Here is a 25,370-nt window from a genome sequence, read left to right as displayed (position 1 = left end):
ATGAAGTTAGAAGAAGTTTCTATTGATGTTAAACAACTTAATGCATTAGCACTAGCGTATATGGGTGATGCTGTATTAGATACGTATGTGCGGTATCACCTGATCGCTTCTGGTAAAGTGAGACCAAACCGCCTACATACCGAAGCAACCAAATATGTGTCAGCTAAAGCACAAGCGGTCGTCATACGCAGTCTTCTTGATGAGGAATGGCTTAATGATGAAGAGGTTGCCGTTGTGATGAGGGGCAGAAATGCGAAGTCAGGATCTGTGCCGAAGAACACCGACCTAAATACGTACCGTTATAGTACGGCATTTGAAGCTCTGCTAGGCTATCATTACTTAAATAATAATTATAAAAGAATGGACGAAATCATTGCTTATATGTTTGAAAAAAGTGAGCAAGGGTAGAAAGGAGTGAGGAAGGATGAGTAAAGAATTTATTGTAGGGAAAAACCCCATATTAGAGGCTTTACGTTCGGGGCACTCGATTAATAAGATCTGGATCGCAGAGGGTGCAAACAAAGGTCAAATGGGTAAGGTTGTGCAAATGGCAAAAGACAATGGTGTCCTTGTTCAGCATGTGCCTAAAAAGAAGCTGGAACAACTCGTTAATACGCCAAACCATCAGGGGGTGGTTGCTTCTGTTGCAGCCTATGAATATGCAGAGATTGACGATTTATTCGCTAAGGCAGAAAAGGCGAATGAAGATCCGTTTTTTATCGTTTTAGATGAGGTGGAGGACCCACATAACCTCGGTTCTATTCTTCGTACAGCGGATGCTGTGGGGGCTCACGGAGTCATTATTCCGAAACGTCGTGCGGTTGGATTAACGCAAGTCGTTGCCAAGGCGTCAACGGGTGCGATTGAATATGTACCAGTGGCGCGTGTGACTAATCTAGCTCGGACAATGGATGAATTGAAGAAGCGTGGTCTTTGGTTTGTAGGAACAGATGCGAGTGCAAAGGAAGATTATCGCGAGTCTACGTTTGATTTGCCAGTTGGCCTTGTGATTGGAAGTGAAGGTAAAGGAATCAGCCGTCTTGTCAAGGAAAAGTGCGATTTCTTAATAAAAATACCAATGGTAGGGCATGTCACATCTTTAAATGCTTCAGTAGCAGCGAGTCTACTTATGTACGAGGTTTATCGGAAACGCCATTTGCTAGGAAGCGAATAGTATGGGCGATGTTTTGTTAGTAGATGGCTACAATATCATTGGTGCTTGGCCTGAGCTAACCAAGCTTAAAGAAAATGATTTAGCAGGTGCTCGTGATCTTCTTGTTGAAAAAATGGCGGAATATCAAGCGTATACCGGCTATAAGGTCATTATTATCTTTGATGCCCACATGGTTTATGGTGTGGGCAAGAAATATCATAACTTTCGTGTTGATGTCATTTATACGCGTGAAAATGAGACGGCGGATGAACGTATTGAAAAGCTTGTGTTAGAACTAAAGAACATCGAAACGCGTGTGTATGTGGCGACATCTGATTATACGGAGCAATCGGTGATTTTCGGAAATGGAGCATTAAGGAAATCAGCTCGTGAACTGCTAATCGAAATGAAGACGATTGAACAGGGAATTGGAAAGGTTGTCGAAAAGACGAAAAAACACGAACCTTCGACAAAATTACCGCTTTCAAAAGAAATTGTTGAAATTTTTGAAAAATGGCGTCGAGGCGAGCGTTAAGCTGTTGACGCTCATGTAAGCGTTGCTATATAATGATTTTAAACTTACAAAGCGAAGGTCGGAGGGATAGTAGTGAGCATGGACCTCAAGGAGAAAGTACATCCTAATTTTGAGCAAATAGAAGACGAGCATATCGTAGACCGAGTTCGAGAGGGTGACAGTGCTGCCCTCGAATATTTAATAAATAAATATAAGAACTTTGTCCGTGCAAAAGCGAGATCCTATTTTTTAATTGGAGCTGATCATGAAGACATCGTCCAAGAGGGGATGATCGGTTTATATAAGGCGATCCGTGATTTCAAAGGGGACAAGCTCTCTTCATTCAAAGCTTTTGCGGAACTGTGTATTACAAGGCAAATTATTACTGCGATAAAGACGGCAACAAGGCAGAAGCATATTCCATTGAATTCGTACGTTTCGCTTGATAAGCCACTCTATGACGAAGAATCTGATCGTACGCTCCTTGATGTCATCTGTGGAACAAAAGTAACTGATCCAGAGGAATTAATTATAAACCAAGAAGAATTCGATGATATCGAAACGAAGATGAGTGAAATCTTAAGTGACCTAGAGCGCAAAGTGTTGCGACTTTATTTAGATGGGCGCTCCTATCAAGAGATTTCTGTTGATTTAAATCGTCATGTCAAATCAATCGATAATGCCTTGCAACGTGTAAAAAGAAAGTTAGAACGTTATGTTGAACTAAAGGGCGTTAGTTTATAAAGACAGAGGGAGGACCTACCTCTGTTTTTTTTGTGTTACATGAATGAAAGTTTAGGAATTGGTTAGACTTGATGACAAGTCTATTGCTATTTTGATAGGTTACTTTCCAACAAAGGCTGATGAATGTCGCCCCACTGCACTTGTTGCACAGGTAGAAGCAATTATAGCGTCGTTACATTGACACTAAAATAACCGTATGGTAAATTTGAAAAGTATGTAATGAATTGTTTTTCCTATTTTGGGGGTGATTCAATGCGGAATAAAATTATACTTGCATGCACGACGTGTAAATCACGCAATTATACAACAGAAAAGAATAAACAAACACACACCGACCGCATTGAAATGAAAAAGTTTTGTAAAACATGTAGTGCTCATACCCTTCATCAAGAAACAAAATAACGTAGCAGCGGTTCTTTTTTTTATTGTCTTTTTATCTTTAAGAAGAGAACGGATGAGATAGAGGTTTGATGAACATAGCCTATGAAGACAATGCTTGATTTTACAGGTGCTGGAGGTGGCGATATGGCTGGTGGTGTGAAGAGTTTTGGTAAGTTTCTACAAGACGTTGTGCGAGAAATGAAAAGAGTAAGTTGGCCGACACGTAAGGAGCTAACAAGATATACTTGGATTGTAATCGGTACAGTTTTCTTTATTTCAGTTTTCTTTGCAATTGTAGATTTAGGGATCTCTTCTTTAGTGAGAGCCATTCTAGGATAGGTCTCTAGCTGACTCAACAATTGAAGTAACAAGTAGATTAATCCATAGAGGAGGGAAGGACACATTTGTCCTATTCGGCATGGAGAAAAATTGGTATGTAGTTCATACGTATTCGGGGTATGAAAATAAAGTAAAGACAAATCTAGAAAAACGTGTCGAGTCCATGGAAATGACGGATAAAATCTTTAGAGTTTTAGTTCCTGTTGAGGAAGAAACTGAGGTTAAAGATGGAAAGAGTAAATCGGTCACTCGAAAAGTGTTTCCAGGGTACGTCATTGTAGAAATGGTGATGACTGACGATTCTTGGTATGTTGTGAGAAACACTCCAGGTGTTACAGGATTTGTTGGCTCTTCTGGTGCTGGGTCAAAACCGACCCCGCTATTACCTGAGGAAGTTGATTCAATCTTAAAACAAATGGGCGTTAATGAACCAAAAGCAGACATTGATTTTGATATAAAAGAATCTGTTAAAGTGAAGGAAGGGCCGTTTGCGAACTTTATCGGTACGATTGAAGAGATCGAAACAGAGAAACAAAAGGTCAAAGTTCACGTTAATATGTTTGGTCGTGAAACCCCAGTAGAATTGGATTTCACTCAGGTGGAAAAGATTTAATTCTAAAAAGACTTGATATCTTTTTTTAGAAGTGATAAAATTCTTGTGTTTGATACTGAATATTGAACACCTTGCCTAATCAACTAGGAAGGTAATGAGTGGGAGGGTTTTTAGAACCCGGTTACCACATCACGGACTAAGGAGGTGTGTCGCGTGGCTAAAAAGGTAATTAAAGTTGTTAAATTACAAATTCCTGCTGGAAAAGCAAATCCAGCGCCGCCAGTAGGGCCTGCACTAGGACAAGCTGGTGTAAATATTATGGGCTTTTGTAAAGAATTCAATGCTCGTACTTCTGATCAAGCTGGTTTAATTATTCCGGTTGAAATTACAGTATTTGAAGACCGTTCCTTTACATTTATTACAAAGACCCCACCTGCTGCTGTACTTCTTAAGAAAGCAGCTGGTATCGAGTCTGGTTCTGGTGAACCGCATATTACCAAGGTTGCTACAATCAAACGTGATAAAGTACGTGAGATTGCTGAATTAAAACAACCTGACCTTAACGCAGCAGATGTTGAAGCTGCAATGCGTATGGTTGAAGGAACAGCTCGTAGTATGGGTATCGTTGTTGAAGACTAATGTTTAGGTTTTTTTACAGAAGGTTGCGAGCAGAGGAGTTACTCCTTACCTAGTTTTAGGTTCGCAACCTTTATTAGTGGGAGGTATTACCGCTAAAACCACATTCGAGGAGGAAATGAAATTGGCTAAAAAAGGTAAAAAGTATCAAGATGCAGTAAAACTTGTTGATCGTGAGACACAATATCAAATTGAAGAAGCGATCGAATTAGTTAAGAAAACAGCAACTGCTTCTTTCGATGAGACAGTTGAAGTTGCAGTTCGTTTAGGTGTTGACCCTAAAAAAGCTGATCAACAAATCCGTGGAGCTGTTGTTCTTCCAAATGGAACAGGTAAAACACAACGCGTACTAGTATTCGCAAAAGGCGAAAAAGCAAAAGAAGCTGAAGAAGCTGGTGCTGACTACGTTGGAGATGAAGACTACATCAACAAAATCAACCAAGGTTGGTTTGAGTTTGATGTAATCGTAGCTACTCCTGACATGATGGGACAAGTTGGTAAGCTTGGTCGTGTGTTAGGGCCAAAAGGCTTAATGCCGAACCCTAAAACTGGCACAGTTACATTCGAAGTTGAAAAAGCTGTGAATGAAATCAAAGCTGGTAAAGTTGAGTACCGTGTTGATAAGGCTGGAAATATCCATGCACCAATCGGGAAAGTTTCTTTTGACACAGATAAGCTAGTTGAAAACTTCAACACAATCATTGATACATTAGTGAAGGCTAAGCCTGCTGCAGCAAAAGGAACATACATGAAGAATATTGCTGTTGCTTCAACAATGGGACCTGGCTTGAAAATTAATGTAGCGTCTGCTGTTAAATAAGTATTGACTTCTTGATATCAATTATATATAATTATTTAAGTGTTGTGAGCTTATCCAAGTTCATTAGCATTTGAAAATTTTATAGAAATTTTCATACCGTAGACAGTAGGTGCCTTACCGGCTTAATTCCCTACCGAGGTTGTTATCCAGATACTCTGTATACAATGCCTCTATGTCTATGCATAGAGGCTTTTTATATGACTCTTATACGGTATGATCGAAATGACCATAGGAGGTGTAAGTATGAGCGTAATCGAACAGAAAAAGCAGGTAGTTTCTGAAATCGCTGAGAAACTACGTGATGGTAAGTCTTCAGTTCTTGTAGACTACCGCGGTTTAAATGTTGCTGAAGTTACTGAACTTCGTAAACAGCTTCGAGAAGCAGGAGTGGAATTTAAAGTTTACAAAAACAAATTAGCTCGTCGTGCGACTGCTGAGGTTGGTTTAACTGACCTTGATGAGCAACTTGTTGGGCCAACTGCGATTGCTACAAGTGCAGATGATGTAATCGCACCAGCTAAAATTTTAAATAACTTCGCAAAAGAGCATGAAGCCCTTGAAATTAAAGCGGGTGTTATGGAAGGTTCAGTTGTAGCTGTTGAAGATGTTAAAGCACTTGCTGAACTACCATCTCGAGATGGACTTCTTTCTATGCTTCTTAGTGTGCTACAAGCACCTATGCGAAACTTCGCATTGGCTTCAAAAGCTGTTGCAGATCAAAAAGAAGAACAAGGCGCGTAAGATTTATTTATACAACCGATTGAATCGGAATCTAATTTTAAACTGAGATAATAGGGAGGAACATGAAAATGAGTAAAGAACAAATCATTGAAGCAATTAAAGAAATGACTGTACTAGAGCTTAACGACCTAGTAAAAGCAATCGAAGAAGAATTTGGTGTAACTGCTGCTGCTCCTGTAGCTGTAGCTGGTGGAGCTGCTGAAGGTGGCGCTGAAGAGAAAACTGAATTTGACGTAGTTCTTGAGGCTGCTGGTGCATCTAAGATCAACGTAATCAAAGTTGTTCGCGAAATCACTGGTCTTGGACTTAAAGAAGCAAAAGCACTAGTTGACGGTGCTCCTGAAACAATCAAAGAAGCTGTTTCTAAAGACGAAGCTGAAGAAATGAAATCTAAGCTTGAAGATGCTGGAGCAACTATCGAACTTAAGTAGTCTTTTGATAACTAATAAAAAAAGCTCGCACTATTGCGGGCTTTTTTTATTACCTTTTATCTATGATAATCTAAGGTTTTTATTACATACCCTTTCGGGAATACTAGTGATAAATAAGTAGGTAGGCTATGGTCTAGGAAAGGGAGATAGACGATGACTCAACATTATTATTCAAGAAAACCTGAAGTCGGAAGCGATGAACAAACATGGACGTATGAGTTACGAGGTCATGCGTTGAGTTTCACTTCAGACCGAGGAGTCTTTTCAAAAAAGGAAGTAGACTTTGGCAGTCGGTTACTGATTGAGCATTTTCAATTGCCCGCCGAAGATGGGCCGATATTAGATGTAGGTTGCGGTTATGGACCGATAGGGATTGCATTGGCAAAGGAATTTCAATTGCGAAACATTTTTATGGTAGACATTAATGAAAGAGCCATTGAGTTAGCCAAAAAAAATGCCGAGAACAATAAAGTCAATAACGTAGCGATTGAGCAAAGTGATCTGTTTACTAATGTAAAACAACGCGACTTTGCTAGTATTTTGACGAATCCTCCAATCCGTGCTGGTAAGAAAGTCGTTCACCAACTGTTTGAAGACGCCTATCATTATATGTTGGATGGTGGTGAACTATGGGTGGTTATTCAGAAGAAGCAAGGTGCACCATCGGCGATAGAGAAGTTAGAATCAATGTTTACAATTGTTGAGGTAGTCACTAAGAAAAAGGGCTACTATATTGTAAAAGCGATAAAATAATTGACTATTAAACCGTATTGTGGTAGTGTTATTAAATGCGTATAACTGCCATTTTCTAGATCAAGGAATCTTGATCTGTCAATAGTATCTTTAGAGTATAAAGTGGATGGAACTGGTTATACTATTATAATCGATAGCTTAAGGGAATTTGTGGTTTTACATAAACCATTTTTTCTTTTGTTTAGCAGTTTGTTTAATTTAGTGCTTGATTTGTCCAAACTGCTAAGTAAAGGTGAATATAATAAAACGCGAGATTTGAGGGGTGAATCAGTTGACAGGTCAACTAGTTCAGTATGGACGCCACCGCCAACGAAGAAGCTATGCTAGAATCAATGAAGTGTTGGAACTTCCCAACTTAATTGAGATCCAAACAGCTTCTTATCAATGGTTTCTTGATGAAGGATTGCGAGAAATGTTTCAAGACATCTCCCCGATTCAAGATTTCACAGGCAATTTAGTGTTAGAGTTTATAGACTATAGTCTAGGAGAACCTAAATACTCTGTCGATGAATCGAAGGAACGAGATGTAACGTATGCTGCACCACTACGTGTAAAGGTACGTTTGATTAACAAAGAAACTGGCGAAGTGAAAGAACAAGAAGTCTTCATGGGTGACTTCCCGCTGATGACAGAAACAGGTACGTTTATTATTAATGGGGCAGAACGTGTCATCGTTTCACAGCTTGTTCGTTCACCGAGCGTGTATTACAGTAAAAAAATCGATAAAAATGGTAAAAAAGGCTTTACGGCGACAGTTATTCCGAACCGTGGAGCATGGTTAGAGCTTGAAACTGATGCGAAAGATATTGTTTACGTTAGGATAGATCGTACTAGGAAGATTCCTGTTACGGTTCTTTTACGTGCGCTTGGTTTCGGTGCTGATCAAGAGATTATCGATCTTCTTGGTGAAGACGAGTACTTAAGAAACTCATTAGAAAAAGATAATACTGATGATACTGATAAGGCGTTATTAGAGATCTATGAGCGCTTACGACCAGGTGAACCGCCTACAGTAGAGAATGCAAAGAGCTTGCTTGACTCTCGCTTCTTTGATCCAAAACGCTATGATCTAGCAAATGTAGGCCGATATAAGATTAACAAGAAACTTCATATTAAAAATCGTCTATTCAACCAGCGTTTAGCTGAAACGTTAGTCGACCCAGAGACAGGTGAAGTGATTGCCGAAGAAGGAACGCAACTTGACCGTAGAACTCTAGATCGCGTTTTGCCATATTTAGAAAACAATGTTGGCTTCCGTCGTGTGAATGTGTCTGGCGGAGTTATTGAAGATGAAGATATTGACTTGCAGTCGATTCTTATCTACTCACCTGATGACCAAGAAGGTGAGCGTACGATTAAAGTAATCGGAAATGGTCTAATTGAAAAGGATGTTAAGCATATTACCCCTGGTGACATCATTGCATCAATTAACTATTTCTTCAATTTACTACATGGTGTCGGTGATACTGACGATATTGATCACCTTGGAAACCGTCGACTCCGCTCAGTTGGTGAATTGTTACAGAACCAATTCCGTATTGGCCTTTCAAGAATGGAACGTGTTGTTCGTGAGAGAATGTCGATCCAAGATCCAAACATGATCACACCTCAGGCGTTAATTAATATCCGCCCAGTGATCGCTTCTATTAAGGAGTTCTTTGGAAGTTCGCAGTTGTCTCAGTTTATGGATCAGACGAATCCATTAGCAGAGTTAACACATAAGCGTCGTTTATCAGCTTTAGGGCCAGGTGGTTTAACTCGTGAACGCGCTGGTTTTGAGGTTCGTGACGTTCACTATTCTCACTATGGCCGTATGTGTCCGATTGAAACGCCAGAGGGGCCAAACATCGGTCTAATTAACTCACTTTCATCGTATGCGAAAGTTAATGAATTCGGCTTTATGGAAACACCATATCGTCGTGTTGATCCAGAGACTGGAAAGTTAATCGATCAAATTGATTATTTAACGGCAGATGAAGAGGATAACTATGTGGTTGCTCAGGCAAATGCGAAGGTGGCTGACGATGGTTCGTTTGTTGACGAAAACATCATCGCTCGTTTCCGTGGTGAAAACACCGTTGTCCCACGGGATCGTATCGATTATATGGACGTTTCACCTAAGCAGGTTGTATCCGCAGCGACGTCTTGTATCCCATTCTTAGAAAACGATGACTCTAACCGTGCACTTATGGGTGCGAACATGCAGCGTCAAGCTGTCCCATTACTTGTACCTGAGTCACCAATTGTCGGTACAGGGATGGAGCATGTATCTGCGAAAGACTCTGGAGCTGCAATTGTTGCCAAACACCCTGGTGTCGTTGAACGTGTAACCGCAAAAGAGGTCTGGGTGCGTCGTACAGAAGTTGTTGACGGAAAAGAAATTAAAGGTGACCTTGATAAATATAAACTTCAGAAATTCATTCGTTCGAACCAAGGTACGAGTTACAACCAGCGTCCGATTGTTAGTGAAGGAGATGTTGTTGAGTATCGTGAGATCTTAGCTGATGGTCCTTCGATGGAAAAAGGTGAAATGGCACTTGGGCGAAACGTGATGGTTGGCTTTATGACTTGGGATGGTTATAACTATGAAGATGCGATTATCTTAAGTGAGCGTCTCGTAAAAGATGATGTCTATACATCTGTTCATATTGAAGAATATGAATCAGAGGCTCGTGATACGAAGCTCGGACCTGAAGAAATCACACGTGACATACCAAATGTCGGTGAAGATGCACTTAAAAACCTTGATGAGCGAGGCATTATTCGCGTTGGGGCTGAAGTGAAGGACGGCGATATCCTTGTTGGGAAAGTAACGCCAAAAGGTGTAACAGAGTTAACTGCTGAAGAACGCCTGCTTCACGCAATTTTTGGTGAGAAAGCTCGTGAGGTTCGTGATACTTCATTACGTGCCCCTCACGGCGGTGATGGAATCGTATTAGATGTGAAAATTTTTAACCGTGAAGATGGGGATGAACTACCGCCAGGTGTAAACCAACTTGTGCGTGTATACATTGTTCAAAAGAGAAAAATTCACGAAGGGGATAAAATGGCCGGTCGCCACGGTAACAAAGGTGTTATCTCAAGAATCCTACCAGAGGAAGATATGCCTTATTTACCAGATGGAACACCGATTGATATCATGTTAAACCCACTAGGGGTACCTTCGCGAATGAATATCGGACAAGTGCTTGAACTTCACCTCGGAATGGCTGCTCGTAAGCTAGGTATCCATACAGCATCGCCGGTATTTGATGGAGCAACAGAAGAAGATGTATGGGATACGCTTGAAGAAGCGGGCATGGCTCGTGATGGAAAAACAATCTTATATGATGGCCGTACAGGTGAGCCGTTTGATAATCGCGTCTCAGTTGGAATCATGTACATGATTAAGCTAGCGCACATGGTTGATGATAAACTCCATGCTCGTTCTACTGGTCCATACTCACTCGTAACGCAACAGCCATTAGGTGGTAAAGCGCAATTTGGTGGACAGCGTTTTGGTGAGATGGAAGTATGGGCACTTGAGGCTTATGGTGCTGCTTATACGTTACAAGAAATTCTTACCGTTAAGTCAGACGATGTTGTTGGTCGTGTGAAAACGTATGAAGCAATTGTTAAAGGTGAAAATGTACCAGAACCAGGTGTACCTGAGTCATTTAAAGTTCTAATTAAAGAACTACAAAGTCTTGGTATGGATGTTAAAATGCTTTCAAGTACTGAAGAAGAAATTGAGATGAAAGAACTTGATGATGAAGAAGAACAAACAAATGAGAAGTTGAACTTAAATATTGATTCGAACGATGCGACGGTTAATGAAAAGTAATTATTCAATGGGACTGTCCCATTCAAGTAACGACTATCTCAAGTGCGGTCTCTAGAACTATGTGAAGCTCGTCTGGCTGTTATTGTGATGAATGTTTACTTGAGGGATTGTCCTAACTGAATAACCTTCTAGAACCTTGAAGATGAAAAGGGAGGTTGGCCCCTTGATAGATGTAAATAATTTCGAATATATGAAAATAGGTCTTGCTTCGCCGAATAAAATCCGTTCATGGTCACGCGGGGAAGTTAAAAAACCTGAAACGATCAATTATCGTACATTAAAGCCTGAGAAAGACGGCTTGTTCTGTGAACGAATTTTCGGTCCGACAAAAGATTGGGAATGTCATTGTGGGAAATATAAGCGTGTCCGCTACAAAGGGGTAGTTTGTGACCGTTGTGGTGTTGAAGTTACACGGGCAAAAGTTCGTCGTGAACGTATGGGTCACATTGAACTAGCCGCACCTGTATCGCACATTTGGTATTTCAAAGGTATCCCAAGTCGTATGGGGCTTGTTCTTGATATGTCACCTCGTTCATTAGAAGAAGTGATCTACTTTGCTTCTTACGTCGTGACAGATGCTGGGGATACACCATTAGAGAAGAAGCAACTACTCTCTGAAAAAGAATACCGTTCATACTATGACAAGTACGGACGTTCGTTTACTGCGCAAATGGGTGCAGAAGCCATTCGCAAACTACTAGCTGACATTGACCTTGATAAAGAGGTTGATGCCTTAAAAGAAGAGTTAGTTACTGCACAAGGTCAAAGACGTACGCGTGCAATTAAGCGCCTTGAAGTATTAGAAGCGTTCCGTAATTCAGGGAATGATCCGTCATGGATGGTCTTAGACGTCTTACCAGTCATTCCGCCAGAATTGCGTCCGATGGTTCAATTAGATGGTGGTCGTTTTGCCACGTCTGATTTAAACGACCTGTATCGTCGTGTGATTAATCGTAACAATCGATTGAAGCGTTTATTAGATTTAGGCGCCCCGAACATCATTGTCCAAAACGAAAAGCGTATGCTTCAAGAGGCTGTTGATGCCTTGATCGATAATGGCCGTCGTGGGCGTCCGGTAACTGGTCCTGGTAACCGTCCATTAAAGTCACTATCGCATATGTTAAAAGGGAAGCAAGGGCGTTTCCGTCAAAACCTTCTTGGTAAGCGTGTTGACTACTCTGGTCGTTCGGTTATCGTTGTAGGACCACAGTTGAAAATGTATCAGTGTGGGCTTCCAAAAGAAATGGCTCTCGAGTTGTTCAAGCCTTTTGTTATGAAAGAGCTTGTAAGTAAAGGACTTGCTCATAACATTAAGAGTGCAAAACGTAAAGTCGAGCGCATTCAACCTGAAGTTTGGGATGTCCTTGAAGAAGTAATTAAGGAGCACCCTGTACTACTTAACCGTGCCCCTACTCTTCACCGATTAGGGATCCAAGCATTTGAACCGACACTTGTTGAGGGCCGTGCGATCAAGCTTCACCCACTCGTGTGTACAGCGTATAACGCTGACTTTGATGGTGACCAAATGGCTGTTCACGTACCTTTATCAGCAGAAGCACAAGCTGAAGCTCGTATTTTAATGCTTGCAGCGCAAAACATCTTAAATCCAAAGGATGGGAAACCAGTTGTTACACCATCTCAGGATATGGTTCTTGGTAACTATTACTTAACGATGGAGCGTAAAGATGCAAAAGGTGAAGGTTCTGTCTTTAAAGATACTGATGAAGCATTAATCGCTTATCAAAATGGATATGTCCATCTGCATAGTCGAATAGCGATTCCGGTAGATTCATTAGGAAAGTCAACGTTTAGAGAAGATGAAAATGACAAGTTGTTACTAACGACTGTCGGCAAGTTGATCTTTAACGAAATTTTACCGGCATCATTCCCATATGTAAATGAACCAACAGCAACGAACTTAGAGGTAGCTACACCTGAGAAGTACCTCGTTCCTAAAAACTCTAATGTTAAAGAAGTCTTTGCTGAACGAGATGTTGTCCTTCCGTTCAAGAAAGGTTTCCTAGGAGATATTATCGCTGAAGTCTTTAAGAAATTTAAGATTACTGAGACATCTAAAATGCTTGATAGTATGAAGTCATTAGGGTTTAAATACTCAACTAAAGCTGGTATTACTGTTGGGGTTGCAGATATTGTGGTCTTACCAGAGAAGAGAGAAATCCTCGATGATGCTGAAGCGAAGGTTGAACGAGTGCTTAAGCAATTCCGTCGCGGTTTAATTACCGAAGAGGAACGTTATGACCGTGTTATCTCAATTTGGAGTGAAGCAAAAGACGTAATTCAAGATAAACTAATGGGCACGTTGGATCGTTCTAACCCAATCTTTATGATGAGTGATTCAGGGGCTCGTGGTAACGCATCTAACTTTACTCAGTTAGCAGGTATGCGTGGGTTAATGGCAAATCCATCAGGTCGTATCATTGAGTTGCCGATCAAATCAAGTTTCCGTGAAGGTTTAACAGTACTAGAGTACTTTATTTCAACACACGGGGCACGTAAAGGTCTAGCTGATACAGCACTGAAAACAGCCGATTCAGGTTACCTAACACGTCGTCTTGTTGACGTAGCTCAAGATGTCATCGTTCGTGAAGATGATTGCGGTACTGATATGGGCTTAAAAGTTAAGGCGATTACTGAAGGTACCGAAGTTATTGAGAACTTATATGATCGACTTGTTGGTCGTGTCTTATTTAAAACGATCCGTCACCCTGAAACAGATGAGGTCATCTTGAAAAAAGGTGAGTTGATTTCTGAAGATATGGCGAAAACGGTTGTAGATGCTGGTGTCGAGGAAGTGACGATCCGTTCTGTATTTACTTGCGATACACGCCACGGGGTTTGTAAGCAGTGTTATGGTCGAAACCTTGCAACAGGTAGCGATGTAGAAGTTGGTGAAGCTGTTGGTATCATTGCGGCACAGTCAATTGGTGAGCCGGGTACCCAGTTAACGATGCGTACATTCCATACTGGTGGTGTAGCAGGAGACGATATTACCCAAGGTTTACCACGTATCCAAGAGTTATTTGAGGCCCGTAATCCAAAAGGTCAAGCGGTCATTTCAGAGATTGACGGTCGCGTGATTAATGTCAATGAAGCAAATGATAAACGCGAAGTCGTTGTTCAAGGCCAAATGGAAACACGAAACTATCCAATTCCATATGGCGCTAGATTAAAAGTGGCTGTTGATGATGAAATCAAAGCTGGCCAAGAAATTACAGAGGGTTCTATCGATCCGAAAGAACTACTGAATATCACTGGACTTCAAGGTGTTCAAGAATACCTCCTACGAGAAGTGCAAAAAGTTTACCGTATGCAAGGGGTAGAAATTGGCGATAAACACGTTGAAGTAATGGTACGCCAAATGATGAGGAAGATCCGTGTCATTGATGCAGGAGACACAGAGATCCTACCTGGTTCATTAATTGAGATCCAACAATTCAATGACGAGAACAAAGGAGTACTTTTAAGTGGCGATCGTCCAGCAACTGGTCGACCTGTACTTCTTGGGATCACGAAAGCATCTCTTGAAACAGATTCGTTCTTATCAGCCGCATCCTTCCAGGAAACAACACGCGTGTTAACAGATGCTGCGATCAAAGGTAAACGTGATGAGCTCTTAGGCTTGAAAGAAAATGTTATTATCGGTAAACTAGTACCTGCGGGTACCGGTATGAACCGTTACCGAAACCTAGATGTGTTAACCGAATATGATCAAGAAGCAACACAAGAAGGTGAGCTTGAAACGATAGAGGGTGCACTGACTAAAGAATAATTTTATAAAGTGTTGACTTAGGTTGGTTTAAGGTGATATTATATCAAAGTGCGCTTAAGAAACCTGTTGCTTTGGAGGATGGACGATGTCTTATGAAAAAGTATCACAGGCAAAAGACCTTATAATAGGTACGAAACAAACATTAAAGGCACTTGAACAAGGGATCATTAAGGAAGTTATTGTTGCTGACGATGCGGATTATCGTGTTGTTGCAAAAGTAATTAACCTTTCTAACACAAAGGAGATCCCAATAACCAATGTAGATTCTATGAAGATGCTTGGAAAAGCATGTGGAATTGATGTTGGAGCAGCAACTGTTGCATTAAAAAAGTAATCATGTTTTTGCCAATGCGGGGCGATCCGCTTGGCAAAAACTTTACTTTTGTAAATTTATGAACCACCTGGGACAGTGGTCTTAAAACTAACAGGAAAGGAGGAACAAAAATGCCTACTATTAACCAATTAGTTCGTAAAGGACGTAAGGTGAAGACTCAAGGGTCTGACTCACCTGCATTGAATAAAGGTTACAATAGTTTCAAAAAGGTCCAAACAGATCTTTCATCTCCACAAAAACGTGGTGTTTGTACTCGTGTAGGAACAATGACACCTAAGAAGCCGAACTCAGCGCTTCGTAAATATGCACGTGTGCGTCTAACAAACGGAATTGAGGTTACTGCATATATTCCTGGTATTGGTCACAACTTACAAGAGCACAGTGTTGTTCTTATCCGTGGTGGTCGTGTAAAAGATTTACCAGGGGTGCGTTACCACATTGTACGTGGTGCACTTGATACAGCAGGTGTACAAAATCGTATGCAAGGTCGTTCTAAATACGGAACAAAAAGACCAAAAGATGCTAAATAAATAACCTAAATGGTTTAAATATTGAAAGGAGGGGAAACGATGCCTCGTAAAGGACCTGTAGCTCGTCGTGATGTATTACCTGATCCAATTTACAATTCAAAACTAGTTACTCGCCTAATCAACCGTATCATGGTTGATGGAAAGCGTGGAGTCGCTCAGACGATTCTTTACAATGCATTTGAACTTGTAAAAGAACGTTCAGGCAACGACCCTATGGAAGTATTCGATCAAGCTCTTAAAAACATTATGCCGGTATTAGAGGTTAAAGCTCGTCGTGTTGGTGGTGCGAACTACCAAGTACCGATCGAAGTTAAACCTGAACGCCGCACAACACTAGGACTTCGTTGGTTAGTGAACTATGCTCGTCTTCGTGGTGAAAAAACGATGGAAGAGCGTTTAGCTAACGAAATTCTAGATGCAGCTAACAACACTGGTGCTGCTGTTAAGAAGCGTGAGGATACTCACCGTATGGCTGAAGCAAACAAAGCATTTGCTCACTATCGTTGGTAAGAACTAGAAATCAAATACTATTTTTAATCAGAAAGGAGAAATAACCTATGGCAAGAGAATTCTCCTTAAAAAATACACGTAATATCGGTATCATGGCACACATCGATGCTGGTAAAACAACAACAACTGAACGTATTCTCTACTATACTGGACGTATTCATAAGATCGGTGAAACTCATGAAGGTGCATCTCAAATGGACTGGATGGAGCAAGAGCATGAACGCGGGATTACAATCACTTCCGCGGCAACAACTGCGCAATGGAAAGGTAACCGAATCAACATTATCGATACACCAGGACACGTAGACTTCACGGTTGAGGTTGAACGTTCATTACGTGTATTAGACGGAGCTGTTGCGGTATTAGATGCACAGTCAGGTGTAGAACCGCAAACAGAAACAGTATGGCGTCAAGCAACAACTTACGGCGTACCTCGTATTGTTTTCATTAATAAAATGGACAAGATGGGTGCTGACTTCTTATATTCAGCAGGTACGTTACGTGAGCGTTTAGGTGCGAATGCGCACCCAATCCAATTACCAATTGGTGCTGAAGATGAGTTCGAAGGAATCATCGACCTTGTTGAAATGCAAGCTTACTATTATGAAGATGATCTTGGTACTCGTACAGATGCTCGCGACATCCCAGATGACTATAAAGAGTTAGCTGATGAATATCGCGAAAAATTAATTGAAGCTGTTGCTGAACTTGACGAAGAACTAATGATGAAATACCTAGATGGTGAAGAATTAACAAAGGAAGAGATCAAAGCAGCAATCCGTAAGGGTACTTGTGATGTTGAATTCTACCCAGTTCTTGTAGGTTCTGCCTTCAAAAACAAAGGTGTTCAACTTGTACTAGATGCTACTATTGATTACTTACCATCGCCATTAGATGTACCTGCGATCAAAGGTTTCGTTCCAGGTAATGAAGAGGAAGAGGTTATTCGCGAATCTAGCGATGACGCTCCATTCTCTGCATTAGCATTTAAGGTTGCGACAGATCCATATGTAGGTAAGTTAACATTCTTCCGAGTATATTCTGGAACACTTTCTTCAGGTTCTTACGTTAAAAACTCCACGAAGGACAAGCGTGAGCGTGTAGGGCGAATTCTACAAATGCACGCGAACTCTCGAGAAGAGATTTCAACAGTATATGCAGGGGATATTGCAGGTGCTGTAGGTCTAAAAGACACAGGTACTGGTGATACTCTATGTGATGAGAAAAGCCTAGTTATCTTAGAGTCTATGGAATTCCCTGATCCAGTTATCTCTCTTTCTGTTGAGCCAAAGTCAAAAGCTGACCAAGATAAAATGGGTATGGCTCTTGCTAAGCTTGCAGAAGAGGATCCAACGTTCCACACTGAAACTAATGAAGAGACGGGACAAACAATTATTTCTGGTATGGGTGAGCTTCACCTAGATATCATTGTTGACCGTTTGAAGCGTGAGTTCAAAGTTGAAGCGAACGTTGGTGCGCCACAAGTATCTTACCGTGAAACAATCCGCAAGTCTGCGAAGGTTGAAGGTAAATTCGTACGTCAATCTGGTGGTCGTGGTCAGTATGGTCACGTTTGGGTTGAGTTCGAACCAAACGAAGAAGGCGCAGGATTTGAATTCGTCAATAATATCGTTGGTGGTGTGGTACCACGCGAATACATCGGCTCAGTTGAGTCTGGTATCGAAGAATCAATGCAAAATGGTATGCTAGCTGGGTTCCCATTACTTGATATTAAAGCAACTCTATTTGATGGTTCATATCATGATGTTGACTCAAACGAGATGGCGTTTAAGATCGCTGGATCAATGGCGCTTAAAAACGCTAAACAATACTGTGACCCAGTTCTACTTGAACCAATGATGAAAGTTGAAGTCGTTGTTCCTGAAGAATATATGGGTGACATCATGGGTGATGTTACATCACGTCGTGGTCGAGTAGAAGGTATGGAAGCTCGAGGTAACGCACAAGTAGTACGTGCATTTGTACCTCTTTCTGAGATGTTCGGTTATGCGACATCATTACGTTCGAAAACACAAGGACGTGGTAACTACACAATGTTCTTTGATCATTATGAAGAAGTGCCAAAGAGCATTGGTGAAGAAATTATTAAGAAGCACACTGGCCAATAATTGGCGTAAAGTGATTGTTTCTTAAAATATAATATTGTAAGCTAAGAAAGGTGAAGCTCAGAAGAGAATGCACCTTTCTTACAATAAAATTTAATGTCTATTAAGGGAGGAAATAAAAGATGGCTAAAGAAAAATTTGATCGCTCGAAAACGCATGCCAATATTGGTACAATCGGACACGTTGACCATGGTAAAACAACTTTAACTGCAGCAATTACAACTGTACTTGCTAAGAATTCAGGTAAAGGTGAAGCTATGGCTTACGACTCAATCGATGGTGCTCCAGAAGAGCGTGAGCGTGGAATCACAATCTCTACTGCACACGTTGAGTATGAAACAGATACTCGTCACTATGCACACGTTGACTGCCCAGGACACGCAGACTACGTTAAAAACATGATCACTGGTGCTGCACAAATGGACGGTGGGATCCTAGTAGTTTCTGCTGCTGACGGCCCAATGCCACAAACTCGTGAGCACATCCTTCTTTCTCGTCAAGTAGGTGTTCCATACCTAGTTGTATTCATGAACAAATGTGATATGGTTGACGACGAAGAACTACTTGAATTAGTAGAAATGGAAGTACGTGACCTTCTTTCTGAATACGACTTCCCTGGTGATGATGTACCAGTAATCAAAGGTTCTGCTCTTAAAGCTCTTGAAGGAGACGCTGAGTACGAAGAAAAAATCATTGAATTAATGGCTGCTGTTGATGAGTACATCCCAACTCCAGACCGTGACAAAGATAAGCCATTCATGATGCCGGTTGAGGACGTATTCTCAATCACTGGTCGTGGTACAGTTGCTACTGGTCGTGTTGAGCGTGGACAACTTAACGTTGGTGACGAAGTAGAAATCATCGGTATGCAAGAAGAAGTTGGTAAAACAACTGTAACAGGTGTTGAGATGTTCCGTAAGCTTCTTGACTATGCTGAAGCTGGTGATAACATCGGTGCACTTCTACGTGGTGTATCTCGTGAAGATATTCAACGTGGTCAAGTACTTGCTAAGCCTGGTTCAGTTAAAGGACACACGGACTTCAAAGCTGAAGTTTATGTTCTATCTAAAGAAGAAGGTGGACGCCACACTCCATTCTTCTCTAACTACCGTCCTCAGTTCTACTTCCGTACAACTGACGTAACTGGTATCATTCAACTTCCTGAAGGTGTTGAAATGGTTATGCCAGGGGACAACGTTGAAATGACTGTACAACTTATCCAACCAATCGCGATTGAAGAAGGTACTAAATTCTCAATCCGTGAAGGTGGACGTACAGTAGGCGCTGGTGTTGTTTCAAGCATCACTAAGTAATTATTAGTTCGTTACAAAGAGTATCTTGATATATTCAAGGTACTCTTTTTATACTATTATACGTATTCTATAGTGCGTTGATGATAACAAGTCACTTGGAAATTTTTATAGTTTCAAATAAGACTTGCATTTCGACTCGGATCCCGCTATAATAATTCAAGTGTGATCGAAAGCGAACTATAATAAAAGCTTGCAATTATGCATGAAATTTTATATAATAGAGAGCGTTGGTCACTGACATCGATGATGTGGAAGGTTGCTGACACACCCGGCCCCATTGCCATGGCTTGGTGTGAGGAAATTTTCACGGAGTATGTCTATTTTAAAAATGGGCGATAAAGGAGGGGCTACAATGGCAAAACAAAAGATTCGCATTCGTTTAAAAGCATATGATCACAGAGTGTTAGATCAATCAGCTGAAAAGATTGTAGACACAGCGAAACGTTCAGGTGCAAGTGTATCAGGACCAATTCCGCTTCCGACAGAAAGATCGGTTTACACAATCTTACGTGCGGTGCACAAATACAAGGATTCTCGCGAGCAGTTCGAAATGCGCACTCATAAGCGTTTAATCGACATCGTTAATCCGACGCCGCAAACTGTTGATGCATTAATGCGTCTTGACTTACCATCAGGCGTTGATATTGAAATCAAACTATAATTAATCGTATGACGATCCTACTGTTAGTATGATCGAGTAATACAATTTAAATAATGGCAAAAACAATTAGATATAACAGGAGGTGTGACTTATGACCAAAGGAATCTTAGGGAGAAAGATTGGCATGACGCAAGTGTTTGCTGAAAACGGTGATGCAGTACCAGTAACTGTTATTGAGGCAGCGCCGAATGTCGTTCTTCAAAAGAAATCAGTTGAATCTGATGGGTATGAATCGATCCAAATTGGATTTGATGATAAAAAAGAATCAGGAATTAACAAACCTGCAAAAGGCCATGCGAGTAAAGCAAACACGACTCCTAAGCGCTACGTTAAGGAATTTCGTGGAGTAGAACTCAACGAATATGAAGTTGGTCAAGAAGTCAAAGTTGATATTTTTAACGAAGGTGACGCTGTTGATGTAACAGGAACTTCTAAAGGGAAGGGATTCCAAGGCTCAATTAAGCGACACAACCAATCTCGTGGACCGATGAGTCACGGTTCTCGTTACCATCGCGGACCTGGTTCAATGGGACCTACAGACCCTGCACGTGTATTTAAGGGTAAAGCATTACCTGGTCGTATGGGTGGAGAACAAATCACAGTTCAAAATCTTGAGATTGTTAAAGTGGATACCGAACGTAATCTTCTATTAGTAAAAGGTAATGTACCTGGCGCTAAAAAGAGTTATGTGACGGTACAAAGTGCGGTAAAAGCTAAGTAACGTTTAGAAGAAAGGAGGAACCATCATGCCTAAAGTAACACTTTATAATCAAACAGGTTCACAAGTAGACGAAATCGAATTGAATGATTCGATTTTTGGAATTGAACCAAACGAAAATGTATTACATGATGCTGTGTTAATGCAGCAAGCTTCATTACGTCAAGGTACACATGATACTAAAGGTCGTTCTGAAGTAAGTGGCGGAGGACGTAAGCCTTGGCGCCAAAAAGGAACTGGTCGTGCTCGACAAGGTTCGATCCGTTCACCACAATGGGTAGGTGGTGGTACTGTATTCGGTCCAACACCACGCAGCTATAGCTATAAATTACCTAAAAAGGTACGTCGATTAGCTATTAAATCTGCGCTATCGAGCAAAGTTAAGGCGGACGATATTGTTGTTTTAGACGAACTTCAACTAGACGCTCCTAAAACAAAAGATATGGTTTCTATTTTAACTGCTCTTTCAGCAGATCAAAAAGCATTAGTTGTAACAGGTGACTACAACAACACTGTTGCTGTTTCGGCGCGCAACATCCCAGGAGTTACCATCCTTACAGCTGACGCTGTTAATGTACTAGATGTTTTAAACCATGATAAACTAGTCATTACAAAAGATGCAGTTGAAAAGATAGAGGAGGTGCTTTCGTAATGACAACAGCTCGTGATGTAATTAAGCGCCCCGTAATCACAGAACGCTCAACTGACCTAATGGCTGATAAGAAATACACATTTGAAGTTGATGTTCGAGCGAATAAAACTCAAATTAAAGATGCTGTCGAAGAAATCTTTGAGGTTAAAGTTGCTAATGTAAACACAATGAATTATAAAGGCAAATTTAAGCGTTTTGGACGTCACTCAGGATATACTCCTCGTCGCAAAAAAGCCATTGTAACACTAACACCTGACAGCAAAGAACTAGAATTCTTCGAAGGTGTGTAACTTTTAAAGAGAAGGAGGGAAATGGATAATGGCGATTAAGAAGTATAAACCAACCAGCCCCGCACGTCGTGGTATGACTGGTTTAGATTATAGTGAAATTACAACAGACAAACCGGAGAAGTCGTTATTGTCTCCTTTACACAAAAAAGGCGGACGTAATAACCAAGGTAAAATGACGATTCGTCACCGTGGTGGTGGACATAAGCGTCAATATCGTGTGATCGACTTCAAACGAAACAAAGATGGTATTCCAGGACGCGTTGCTACGATTGAGTATGATCCAAACCGTTCAGCTAACATCGCACTAATCAACTACGCTGATGGTGAGAAGAGATATATCTTAGCTCCTAAAGGACTAACTGTAGGAACTGAAGTATACTCGGGTACAGATGCAGATATCAAAGTAGGAAATGCACTACAATTAAAAGATATGCCAGTTGGTACTGTTATTCATAACATCGAACTTAAGCCTGGTCGCGGCGGTCAGCTAGTTCGTTCTGCTGGAGCATCTGCACAATTACTAGGTAAAGAAGGCGACTATGTACTTGTTCGTTTACGTTCAGGTGAAACACGTTACATCCTAGGAACTTGCCGTGCTACTGTAGGTCAAGTCGGAAACCTTGAGCACGAACTAGTGAACATCGGTAAAGCTGGTCGTTCTCGTTGGAAAGGGCAACGCCCTCACGTGCGTGGTTCTGCAATGAACCCTAATGATCACCCACACGGTGGTGGTGAAGGACGCGCTCCAATCGGACGTAAATCACCAATGTCACCATGGGGTAAACCGACTCTTGGTTACAAAACTCGTAGCAAGAACAAGCATTCAGATAAGTATATTGTACGTCGTCGTAAAAAATAACGGGATTGCTCTACGGTTCGAGGGAACCGTGGGCCAATCACGAAGGGAGGTTTATTCATGGGTCGCAGCTTAAAAAAAGGACCTTTTGTCGATGACCATTTGATGAAAAAGGTTGAAAAATTGAACGAGGAAAATGATAAAAAAGTGATCAAAACATGGTCACGCCGTTCTACAATTTTCCCAGAATTTATCGGACACACTATTGCAGTATATGATGGTCGTAAGCATGTACCAGTTTATGTTTCTGAGGACATGGTAGGTCACAAGTTAGGTGAATTTGCACCATCTAGAACATATAAAGGTCACGCTTCTGACGATAAGAAAACTAGACGTTAATGAAGAGAGGAGGTTCACCAATGCAAGCTAAAGCTGTTGCTAAACAAGTGCGTATTGCTCCTCGCAAAGTTCGCTTAGTGGTAGACTTAATTCGAGGCAAGCAAGTAGGCGAAGCGATCGCAATTCTTCGTCACACACCAAAAGCAGCTTCTCCTGTTGTTGAAAAGCTGTTGAATTCTGCGATTGCAAATGCAGAGCATAATTACGAAATGGAACCGAACAATTTAGTTGTAAGTGAAGCTTTTGTTGATGAGGGTGTAACGTTAAAAAGATTCCGTCCACGTGCTATGGGACGTGCGAGCAGAATTAACAAACGAACTAGTCACATCACATTAGTTGTAACAGAAAAGAAGGAGGGATAAAACGTGGGTCAAAAAGTTAATCCGGTAGGACTTCGTGTCGGGGTTATCCGTGACTGGGAGTCTAAATGGTACGCAGACAAAGATTACGCTGATTTACTACACGAAGACATCAAGATTCGTGAATATATCGAAAAGCGTTTGAAAGATGCTTCTGTTTCTAAAGTTGAAATCGAACGTGCGGCAAACCGTGTAAACATTACGGTCTCAACTGCTAAGCCAGGTATGGTTATTGGTAAAGGTGGTTCAGAAGTAGAAGCTTTACGTAAAGCATTAAATGAATTAACAGGAAAACGAGTTCACATCAATATCTTCGAAATCAAACAAGCAGATATGGATGCAAAACTTGTTGCAGAAAACATTGCTCGTCAATTAGAAAACCGTATTTCTTTCCGTCGTGCAATGAAACAAGCAATTCAACGTACAATGCGTGCAGGCGCAAAAGGGATCAAAACACAAGTATCTGGTCGTTTAGGTGGAGCAGATATCGCTCGTTCTGAAGAGTATAATGAAGGGACTGTACCACTTCATACACTACGTGCTGATATTGATTACGGTACGGCTGAAGCTGATACAACTTACGGTAAATTAGGAATTAAGATTTGGATTTATCGTGGGGAAGTCCTTCCAACGAAAGGAACGAACAACGAGGAAGGAGGAAAATAATCATGTTAATGCCAAAACGTGTGAAATATCGTCGTGAACACCGCGGAAAAATGCGAGGACGCGCTAAAGGCGGTACTGAGGTTGCATTTGGAGAATACGGATTACAAGCAGTAGAAGCTTCTTGGATCACTAACCGCCAAATTGAAGCGGCTCGTATTGCTATGACTCGTTACATGAAACGTGGTGGTAAAGTTTGGATTAAAATTTTCCCGTCTAAACCTTATACTGCAAAACCTCTTGAGGTACGAATGGGTTCAGGTAAAGGTGCTCCTGAAGGATGGGTTGCTGTTGTTAAGCCAGGTAAAATTATGTTTGAAATATCAGGTGTTTCTGAGGAAGTTGCTCGTGAAGCATTGCGCTTAGCTTCTCATAAGTTACCTGTTAAATGTAAGTTCGTAAAACGAGAAGAAGTGGGTGGTGACGCAAATGAAAGCTAATGATATTCGTAACTTAACCACTGCTGAAATTGAACAAAAGTCAAAGTCACTAAAAGAAGAGTTGTTTAACCTTCGTTTCCAATTAGCGACTGGACAATTAGACAACCCAGGTCGTATTCGTGAAGTTCGTAAAGCAATTGCACGTGCAAAAACCGTGTTGCGTGAAAGAGAGCTTGGGATTAATAACGGCTAAAATGAGAGGAGGTTTGCACAATGGCTGAACGTAATAATCGTAAAGTCTATAACGGACGTGTTGTTTCAGATAAGATGGACAAAACAATTACTGTTCTTGTTGAAACTTACAAAAAGGATAGACTTTACGGTAAGCGAGTAAAATACTCAAAAAAGCTTAAGGCGCATGACGAGAACAATAGCGCTAAAATCGGCGATGTTGTAAAAATCATGGAAACTCGTCCGTTATCAAAAGACAAGCGTTTCCGTCTAGTGGAGATCGTAGAAGAGTCTGTTATCATCTAATGATAATGAGCGTTTGATTTGAAGGGAGGTAAGCTCGAATGATCCAACAAGAGAGTCGTTTAAAAGTGGCTGATAACTCTGGTGCTCGTGAAGTACAATGTATTAAAGTGCTAGGTGGTTCTGGTCGTAAAACTGCAAACATTGGTGATGTTATCGTTTGTGCAGTAAAACAAGCAACACCAGGTGGCGTTGTTAAGAAGGGTGACGTTGTTAGAGCGGTAATTGTTCGTTCTAAGAGTGGTGCTCGTCGTACAGATGGTTCTTACATTAAATTTGATGAGAACGCAGCAGTAATCGTACGTGATGACAAGAGTCCACGTGGAACTCGTATTTTCGGACCAGTAGCTCGTGAACTTCGTGAAAATCAATTTATGAAGATTGTTTCATTAGCTCCTGAAGTACTTTAATTAGTTTCATAAATGAA

The 25,370-nt window shown here is 41.1% G+C and carries 31 protein-coding genes and 1 other annotated feature; all 31 genes read left to right on the top strand.

The window, feature by feature from the left end; translation table 11 throughout:
* The 31 genes from KH400_RS18685 to rplN all read left to right on the top strand — a co-directional run bounded on the left by KH400_RS18685 (position 1) and on the right by rplN (position 25,353).
* The gene (locus tag KH400_RS18685; RefSeq protein WP_281418748.1) at positions 1-408 is read left to right on the top strand and encodes a Mini-ribonuclease 3; all 408 of its coding nucleotides are present in this window, start codon (positions 1-3) and stop codon (positions 406-408) included.
* 16 nt (positions 409-424) lie between these two features.
* Positions 425-1,174 carry a 23S rRNA (guanosine(2251)-2'-O)-methyltransferase RlmB gene (gene rlmB, locus KH400_RS18680; RefSeq protein ID WP_217227289.1) on the top strand — a complete coding sequence of 250 codons (750 nt, stop codon included), beginning with the start codon at positions 425-427 and terminating at the stop codon, positions 1,172-1,174.
* Between the two features lies 1 nt (position 1,175).
* Entirely contained in the window at positions 1,176-1,688 is a 513-nt protein-coding gene (locus tag KH400_RS18675) for an NYN domain-containing protein (RefSeq protein ID WP_217227287.1), read from the top strand.
* Between the two features lie 72 nt (positions 1,689-1,760).
* Complete coding sequence (sigH, locus tag KH400_RS18670) at positions 1,761-2,411, top strand: RNA polymerase sporulation sigma factor SigH (RefSeq protein WP_217227285.1); 651 nt, start codon at positions 1,761-1,763, stop codon at positions 2,409-2,411.
* 252 nt (positions 2,412-2,663) lie between these two features.
* Positions 2,664-2,813 carry a 50S ribosomal protein L33 gene (gene rpmG / locus KH400_RS18665; protein ID WP_217227283.1) on the top strand — a complete coding sequence of 50 codons (150 nt, stop codon included), beginning with the start codon at positions 2,664-2,666 and terminating at the stop codon, positions 2,811-2,813.
* Between the two features lie 123 nt (positions 2,814-2,936).
* The gene (gene secE, locus KH400_RS18660; protein WP_217227320.1) at positions 2,937-3,131 is read left to right on the top strand and encodes a preprotein translocase subunit SecE; all 195 of its coding nucleotides are present in this window, start codon (positions 2,937-2,939) and stop codon (positions 3,129-3,131) included.
* 79 nt (positions 3,132-3,210) lie between these two features.
* Positions 3,211-3,744, top strand: coding sequence for a transcription termination/antitermination protein NusG (gene nusG, locus KH400_RS18655; protein ID WP_217227281.1), 534 nt, complete (start codon positions 3,211-3,213; stop codon positions 3,742-3,744).
* 153 nt (positions 3,745-3,897) lie between these two features.
* On the top strand, positions 3,898-4,323 hold the full coding sequence (gene rplK / locus KH400_RS18650) for a 50S ribosomal protein L11 (protein ID WP_217227279.1): 426 nt from the start codon (positions 3,898-3,900) through the stop codon (positions 4,321-4,323).
* Between the two features lie 76 nt (positions 4,324-4,399).
* Entirely contained in the window at positions 4,400-5,140 is a 741-nt protein-coding gene (rplA, locus tag KH400_RS18645) for a 50S ribosomal protein L1 (RefSeq protein ID WP_312889269.1), read from the top strand.
* A gap of 78 nt (positions 5,141-5,218) precedes the next feature.
* Positions 5,219-5,345: a sequence feature (ribosomal protein L10 leader region), on the top strand.
* A 38-nt stretch (positions 5,346-5,383) separates the two neighbouring features.
* On the top strand, positions 5,384-5,881 hold the full coding sequence (rplJ, locus tag KH400_RS18640) for a 50S ribosomal protein L10 (RefSeq protein WP_217227274.1): 498 nt from the start codon (positions 5,384-5,386) through the stop codon (positions 5,879-5,881).
* 68 nt (positions 5,882-5,949) lie between these two features.
* On the top strand, positions 5,950-6,312 hold the full coding sequence (gene rplL, locus KH400_RS18635) for a 50S ribosomal protein L7/L12 (RefSeq protein ID WP_217227272.1): 363 nt from the start codon (positions 5,950-5,952) through the stop codon (positions 6,310-6,312).
* Positions 6,313-6,465: 153 nt separating this feature from the next.
* On the top strand, positions 6,466-7,065 hold the full coding sequence (locus KH400_RS18630; RefSeq protein WP_217227271.1) for a class I SAM-dependent methyltransferase: 600 nt from the start codon (positions 6,466-6,468) through the stop codon (positions 7,063-7,065).
* A gap of 271 nt (positions 7,066-7,336) precedes the next feature.
* The gene (gene rpoB / locus KH400_RS18625; protein ID WP_217227269.1) at positions 7,337-10,888 is read left to right on the top strand and encodes a DNA-directed RNA polymerase subunit beta; all 3,552 of its coding nucleotides are present in this window, start codon (positions 7,337-7,339) and stop codon (positions 10,886-10,888) included.
* A gap of 163 nt (positions 10,889-11,051) precedes the next feature.
* Complete coding sequence (gene rpoC, locus KH400_RS18620; RefSeq protein ID WP_217227268.1) at positions 11,052-14,678, top strand: DNA-directed RNA polymerase subunit beta'; 3,627 nt, start codon at positions 11,052-11,054, stop codon at positions 14,676-14,678.
* A gap of 85 nt (positions 14,679-14,763) precedes the next feature.
* Positions 14,764-15,012 carry a 50S ribosomal protein L7ae-like protein gene (locus KH400_RS18615; RefSeq protein ID WP_217227267.1) on the top strand — a complete coding sequence of 83 codons (249 nt, stop codon included), beginning with the start codon at positions 14,764-14,766 and terminating at the stop codon, positions 15,010-15,012.
* A gap of 110 nt (positions 15,013-15,122) precedes the next feature.
* The gene (gene rpsL, locus KH400_RS18610; protein WP_217227265.1) at positions 15,123-15,542 is read left to right on the top strand and encodes a 30S ribosomal protein S12; all 420 of its coding nucleotides are present in this window, start codon (positions 15,123-15,125) and stop codon (positions 15,540-15,542) included.
* Between the two features lie 39 nt (positions 15,543-15,581).
* Positions 15,582-16,052 carry a 30S ribosomal protein S7 gene (gene rpsG / locus KH400_RS18605; protein WP_217227263.1) on the top strand — a complete coding sequence of 157 codons (471 nt, stop codon included), beginning with the start codon at positions 15,582-15,584 and terminating at the stop codon, positions 16,050-16,052.
* A 47-nt stretch (positions 16,053-16,099) separates the two neighbouring features.
* A complete protein-coding gene (gene fusA / locus KH400_RS18600) occupies positions 16,100-18,181 on the top strand; it encodes an elongation factor G (RefSeq protein WP_217227261.1) in 2,082 nt (693 codons plus the stop codon).
* A 119-nt stretch (positions 18,182-18,300) separates the two neighbouring features.
* Positions 18,301-19,491, top strand: coding sequence for an elongation factor Tu (tuf, locus tag KH400_RS18595; protein ID WP_217227259.1), 1,191 nt, complete (start codon positions 18,301-18,303; stop codon positions 19,489-19,491).
* Positions 19,492-19,843: 352 nt separating this feature from the next.
* Positions 19,844-20,152, top strand: a complete 309-nt coding sequence (gene rpsJ / locus KH400_RS18590) for a 30S ribosomal protein S10 (protein WP_217227257.1) — start codon at positions 19,844-19,846, stop codon at positions 20,150-20,152.
* 91 nt (positions 20,153-20,243) lie between these two features.
* Positions 20,244-20,873, top strand: coding sequence for a 50S ribosomal protein L3 (gene rplC, locus KH400_RS18585; RefSeq protein ID WP_217227255.1), 630 nt, complete (start codon positions 20,244-20,246; stop codon positions 20,871-20,873).
* Positions 20,874-20,898: 25 nt separating this feature from the next.
* Positions 20,899-21,522: a 50S ribosomal protein L4 gene (gene rplD, locus KH400_RS18580; protein WP_217227253.1), complete on the top strand. Its 624-nt coding sequence runs from the start codon at positions 20,899-20,901 to the stop codon at positions 21,520-21,522.
* A complete protein-coding gene (gene rplW / locus KH400_RS18575; RefSeq protein ID WP_217227251.1) occupies positions 21,522-21,812 on the top strand; it encodes a 50S ribosomal protein L23 in 291 nt (96 codons plus the stop codon). Before rplD ends, rplW begins: the two co-directional genes overlap by 1 nt.
* 28 nt (positions 21,813-21,840) lie before the next feature.
* Positions 21,841-22,671, top strand: coding sequence for a 50S ribosomal protein L2 (gene rplB, locus KH400_RS18570; protein ID WP_217227249.1), 831 nt, complete (start codon positions 21,841-21,843; stop codon positions 22,669-22,671).
* A gap of 57 nt (positions 22,672-22,728) precedes the next feature.
* Positions 22,729-23,007, top strand: coding sequence for a 30S ribosomal protein S19 (gene rpsS, locus KH400_RS18565; protein ID WP_217227247.1), 279 nt, complete (start codon positions 22,729-22,731; stop codon positions 23,005-23,007).
* Between the two features lie 20 nt (positions 23,008-23,027).
* Positions 23,028-23,369 (top strand): 50S ribosomal protein L22, encoded by a 342-nt coding sequence (gene rplV / locus KH400_RS18560; RefSeq protein WP_217227245.1) that lies wholly within the window; start codon positions 23,028-23,030, stop codon positions 23,367-23,369.
* Positions 23,370-23,372: 3 nt separating this feature from the next.
* On the top strand, positions 23,373-24,032 hold the full coding sequence (gene rpsC / locus KH400_RS18555; protein ID WP_217227243.1) for a 30S ribosomal protein S3: 660 nt from the start codon (positions 23,373-23,375) through the stop codon (positions 24,030-24,032).
* Positions 24,033-24,034: 2 nt separating this feature from the next.
* The gene (rplP, locus tag KH400_RS18550; protein ID WP_217227241.1) at positions 24,035-24,469 is read left to right on the top strand and encodes a 50S ribosomal protein L16; all 435 of its coding nucleotides are present in this window, start codon (positions 24,035-24,037) and stop codon (positions 24,467-24,469) included.
* Positions 24,459-24,662, top strand: coding sequence for a 50S ribosomal protein L29 (rpmC, locus tag KH400_RS18545; protein ID WP_217227239.1), 204 nt, complete (start codon positions 24,459-24,461; stop codon positions 24,660-24,662). Before rplP ends, rpmC begins: the two co-directional genes overlap by 11 nt.
* Before the next feature lie 20 nt (positions 24,663-24,682).
* Positions 24,683-24,946 carry a 30S ribosomal protein S17 gene (rpsQ, locus tag KH400_RS18540; RefSeq protein ID WP_217227237.1) on the top strand — a complete coding sequence of 88 codons (264 nt, stop codon included), beginning with the start codon at positions 24,683-24,685 and terminating at the stop codon, positions 24,944-24,946.
* A 38-nt stretch (positions 24,947-24,984) separates the two neighbouring features.
* Positions 24,985-25,353 carry a 50S ribosomal protein L14 gene (rplN, locus tag KH400_RS18535; RefSeq protein WP_217227235.1) on the top strand — a complete coding sequence of 123 codons (369 nt, stop codon included), beginning with the start codon at positions 24,985-24,987 and terminating at the stop codon, positions 25,351-25,353.
* Positions 25,354-25,370 lie beyond the last annotated feature (17 nt).

Source organism: Desertibacillus haloalkaliphilus (assembly GCF_019039105.1).
In the GTDB taxonomy this organism is placed as follows: Bacteria; Bacillota; Bacilli; order Bacillales; family KJ1-10-99; genus Desertibacillus; species Desertibacillus haloalkaliphilus.
Note: the sequence above shows the minus strand (reverse complement) of the source record. Positions and strands in the feature narration are given on the sequence as shown.

What these genes read in the sequence shown, in the direction of transcription:
- KH400_RS18685 (WP_281418748.1), top strand. Translation starts at nt 1, where the DNA reads ATGAAGTTAGAAGAAGTTTCTATTGATGTTAAACAACTTAATGCATTA.
- rlmB (WP_217227289.1), top strand. Translation starts at nt 425, where the DNA reads ATGAGTAAAGAATTTATTGTAGGGAAAAACCCCATATTAGAGGCTTTA.
- KH400_RS18675 (WP_217227287.1), top strand. Translation starts at nt 1,176, where the DNA reads ATGGGCGATGTTTTGTTAGTAGATGGCTACAATATCATTGGTGCTTGG.
- rpmG (WP_217227283.1), top strand. Translation starts at nt 2,664, where the DNA reads ATGCGGAATAAAATTATACTTGCATGCACGACGTGTAAATCACGCAAT.
- secE (WP_217227320.1), top strand. Translation starts at nt 2,937, where the DNA reads ATGGCTGGTGGTGTGAAGAGTTTTGGTAAGTTTCTACAAGACGTTGTG.
- nusG (WP_217227281.1), top strand. Translation starts at nt 3,211, where the DNA reads ATGGAGAAAAATTGGTATGTAGTTCATACGTATTCGGGGTATGAAAAT.
- rplJ (WP_217227274.1), top strand. Translation starts at nt 5,384, where the DNA reads ATGAGCGTAATCGAACAGAAAAAGCAGGTAGTTTCTGAAATCGCTGAG.
- rplL (WP_217227272.1), top strand. Translation starts at nt 5,950, where the DNA reads ATGAGTAAAGAACAAATCATTGAAGCAATTAAAGAAATGACTGTACTA.
- KH400_RS18630 (WP_217227271.1), top strand. Translation starts at nt 6,466, where the DNA reads ATGACTCAACATTATTATTCAAGAAAACCTGAAGTCGGAAGCGATGAA.
- KH400_RS18615 (WP_217227267.1), top strand. Translation starts at nt 14,764, where the DNA reads ATGTCTTATGAAAAAGTATCACAGGCAAAAGACCTTATAATAGGTACG.
- rpsL (WP_217227265.1), top strand. Translation starts at nt 15,123, where the DNA reads ATGCCTACTATTAACCAATTAGTTCGTAAAGGACGTAAGGTGAAGACT.
- rpsG (WP_217227263.1), top strand. Translation starts at nt 15,582, where the DNA reads ATGCCTCGTAAAGGACCTGTAGCTCGTCGTGATGTATTACCTGATCCA.
- fusA (WP_217227261.1), top strand. Translation starts at nt 16,100, where the DNA reads ATGGCAAGAGAATTCTCCTTAAAAAATACACGTAATATCGGTATCATG.
- tuf (WP_217227259.1), top strand. Translation starts at nt 18,301, where the DNA reads ATGGCTAAAGAAAAATTTGATCGCTCGAAAACGCATGCCAATATTGGT.
- rpsJ (WP_217227257.1), top strand. Translation starts at nt 19,844, where the DNA reads ATGGCAAAACAAAAGATTCGCATTCGTTTAAAAGCATATGATCACAGA.
- rplC (WP_217227255.1), top strand. Translation starts at nt 20,244, where the DNA reads ATGACCAAAGGAATCTTAGGGAGAAAGATTGGCATGACGCAAGTGTTT.
- rplD (WP_217227253.1), top strand. Translation starts at nt 20,899, where the DNA reads ATGCCTAAAGTAACACTTTATAATCAAACAGGTTCACAAGTAGACGAA.
- rplW (WP_217227251.1), top strand. Translation starts at nt 21,522, where the DNA reads ATGACAACAGCTCGTGATGTAATTAAGCGCCCCGTAATCACAGAACGC.
- rplB (WP_217227249.1), top strand. Translation starts at nt 21,841, where the DNA reads ATGGCGATTAAGAAGTATAAACCAACCAGCCCCGCACGTCGTGGTATG.
- rpsS (WP_217227247.1), top strand. Translation starts at nt 22,729, where the DNA reads ATGGGTCGCAGCTTAAAAAAAGGACCTTTTGTCGATGACCATTTGATG.
- rplV (WP_217227245.1), top strand. Translation starts at nt 23,028, where the DNA reads ATGCAAGCTAAAGCTGTTGCTAAACAAGTGCGTATTGCTCCTCGCAAA.
- rplP (WP_217227241.1), top strand. Translation starts at nt 24,035, where the DNA reads ATGTTAATGCCAAAACGTGTGAAATATCGTCGTGAACACCGCGGAAAA.
- rpmC (WP_217227239.1), top strand. Translation starts at nt 24,459, where the DNA reads ATGAAAGCTAATGATATTCGTAACTTAACCACTGCTGAAATTGAACAA.
- rpsQ (WP_217227237.1), top strand. Translation starts at nt 24,683, where the DNA reads ATGGCTGAACGTAATAATCGTAAAGTCTATAACGGACGTGTTGTTTCA.
- rplN (WP_217227235.1), top strand. Translation starts at nt 24,985, where the DNA reads ATGATCCAACAAGAGAGTCGTTTAAAAGTGGCTGATAACTCTGGTGCT.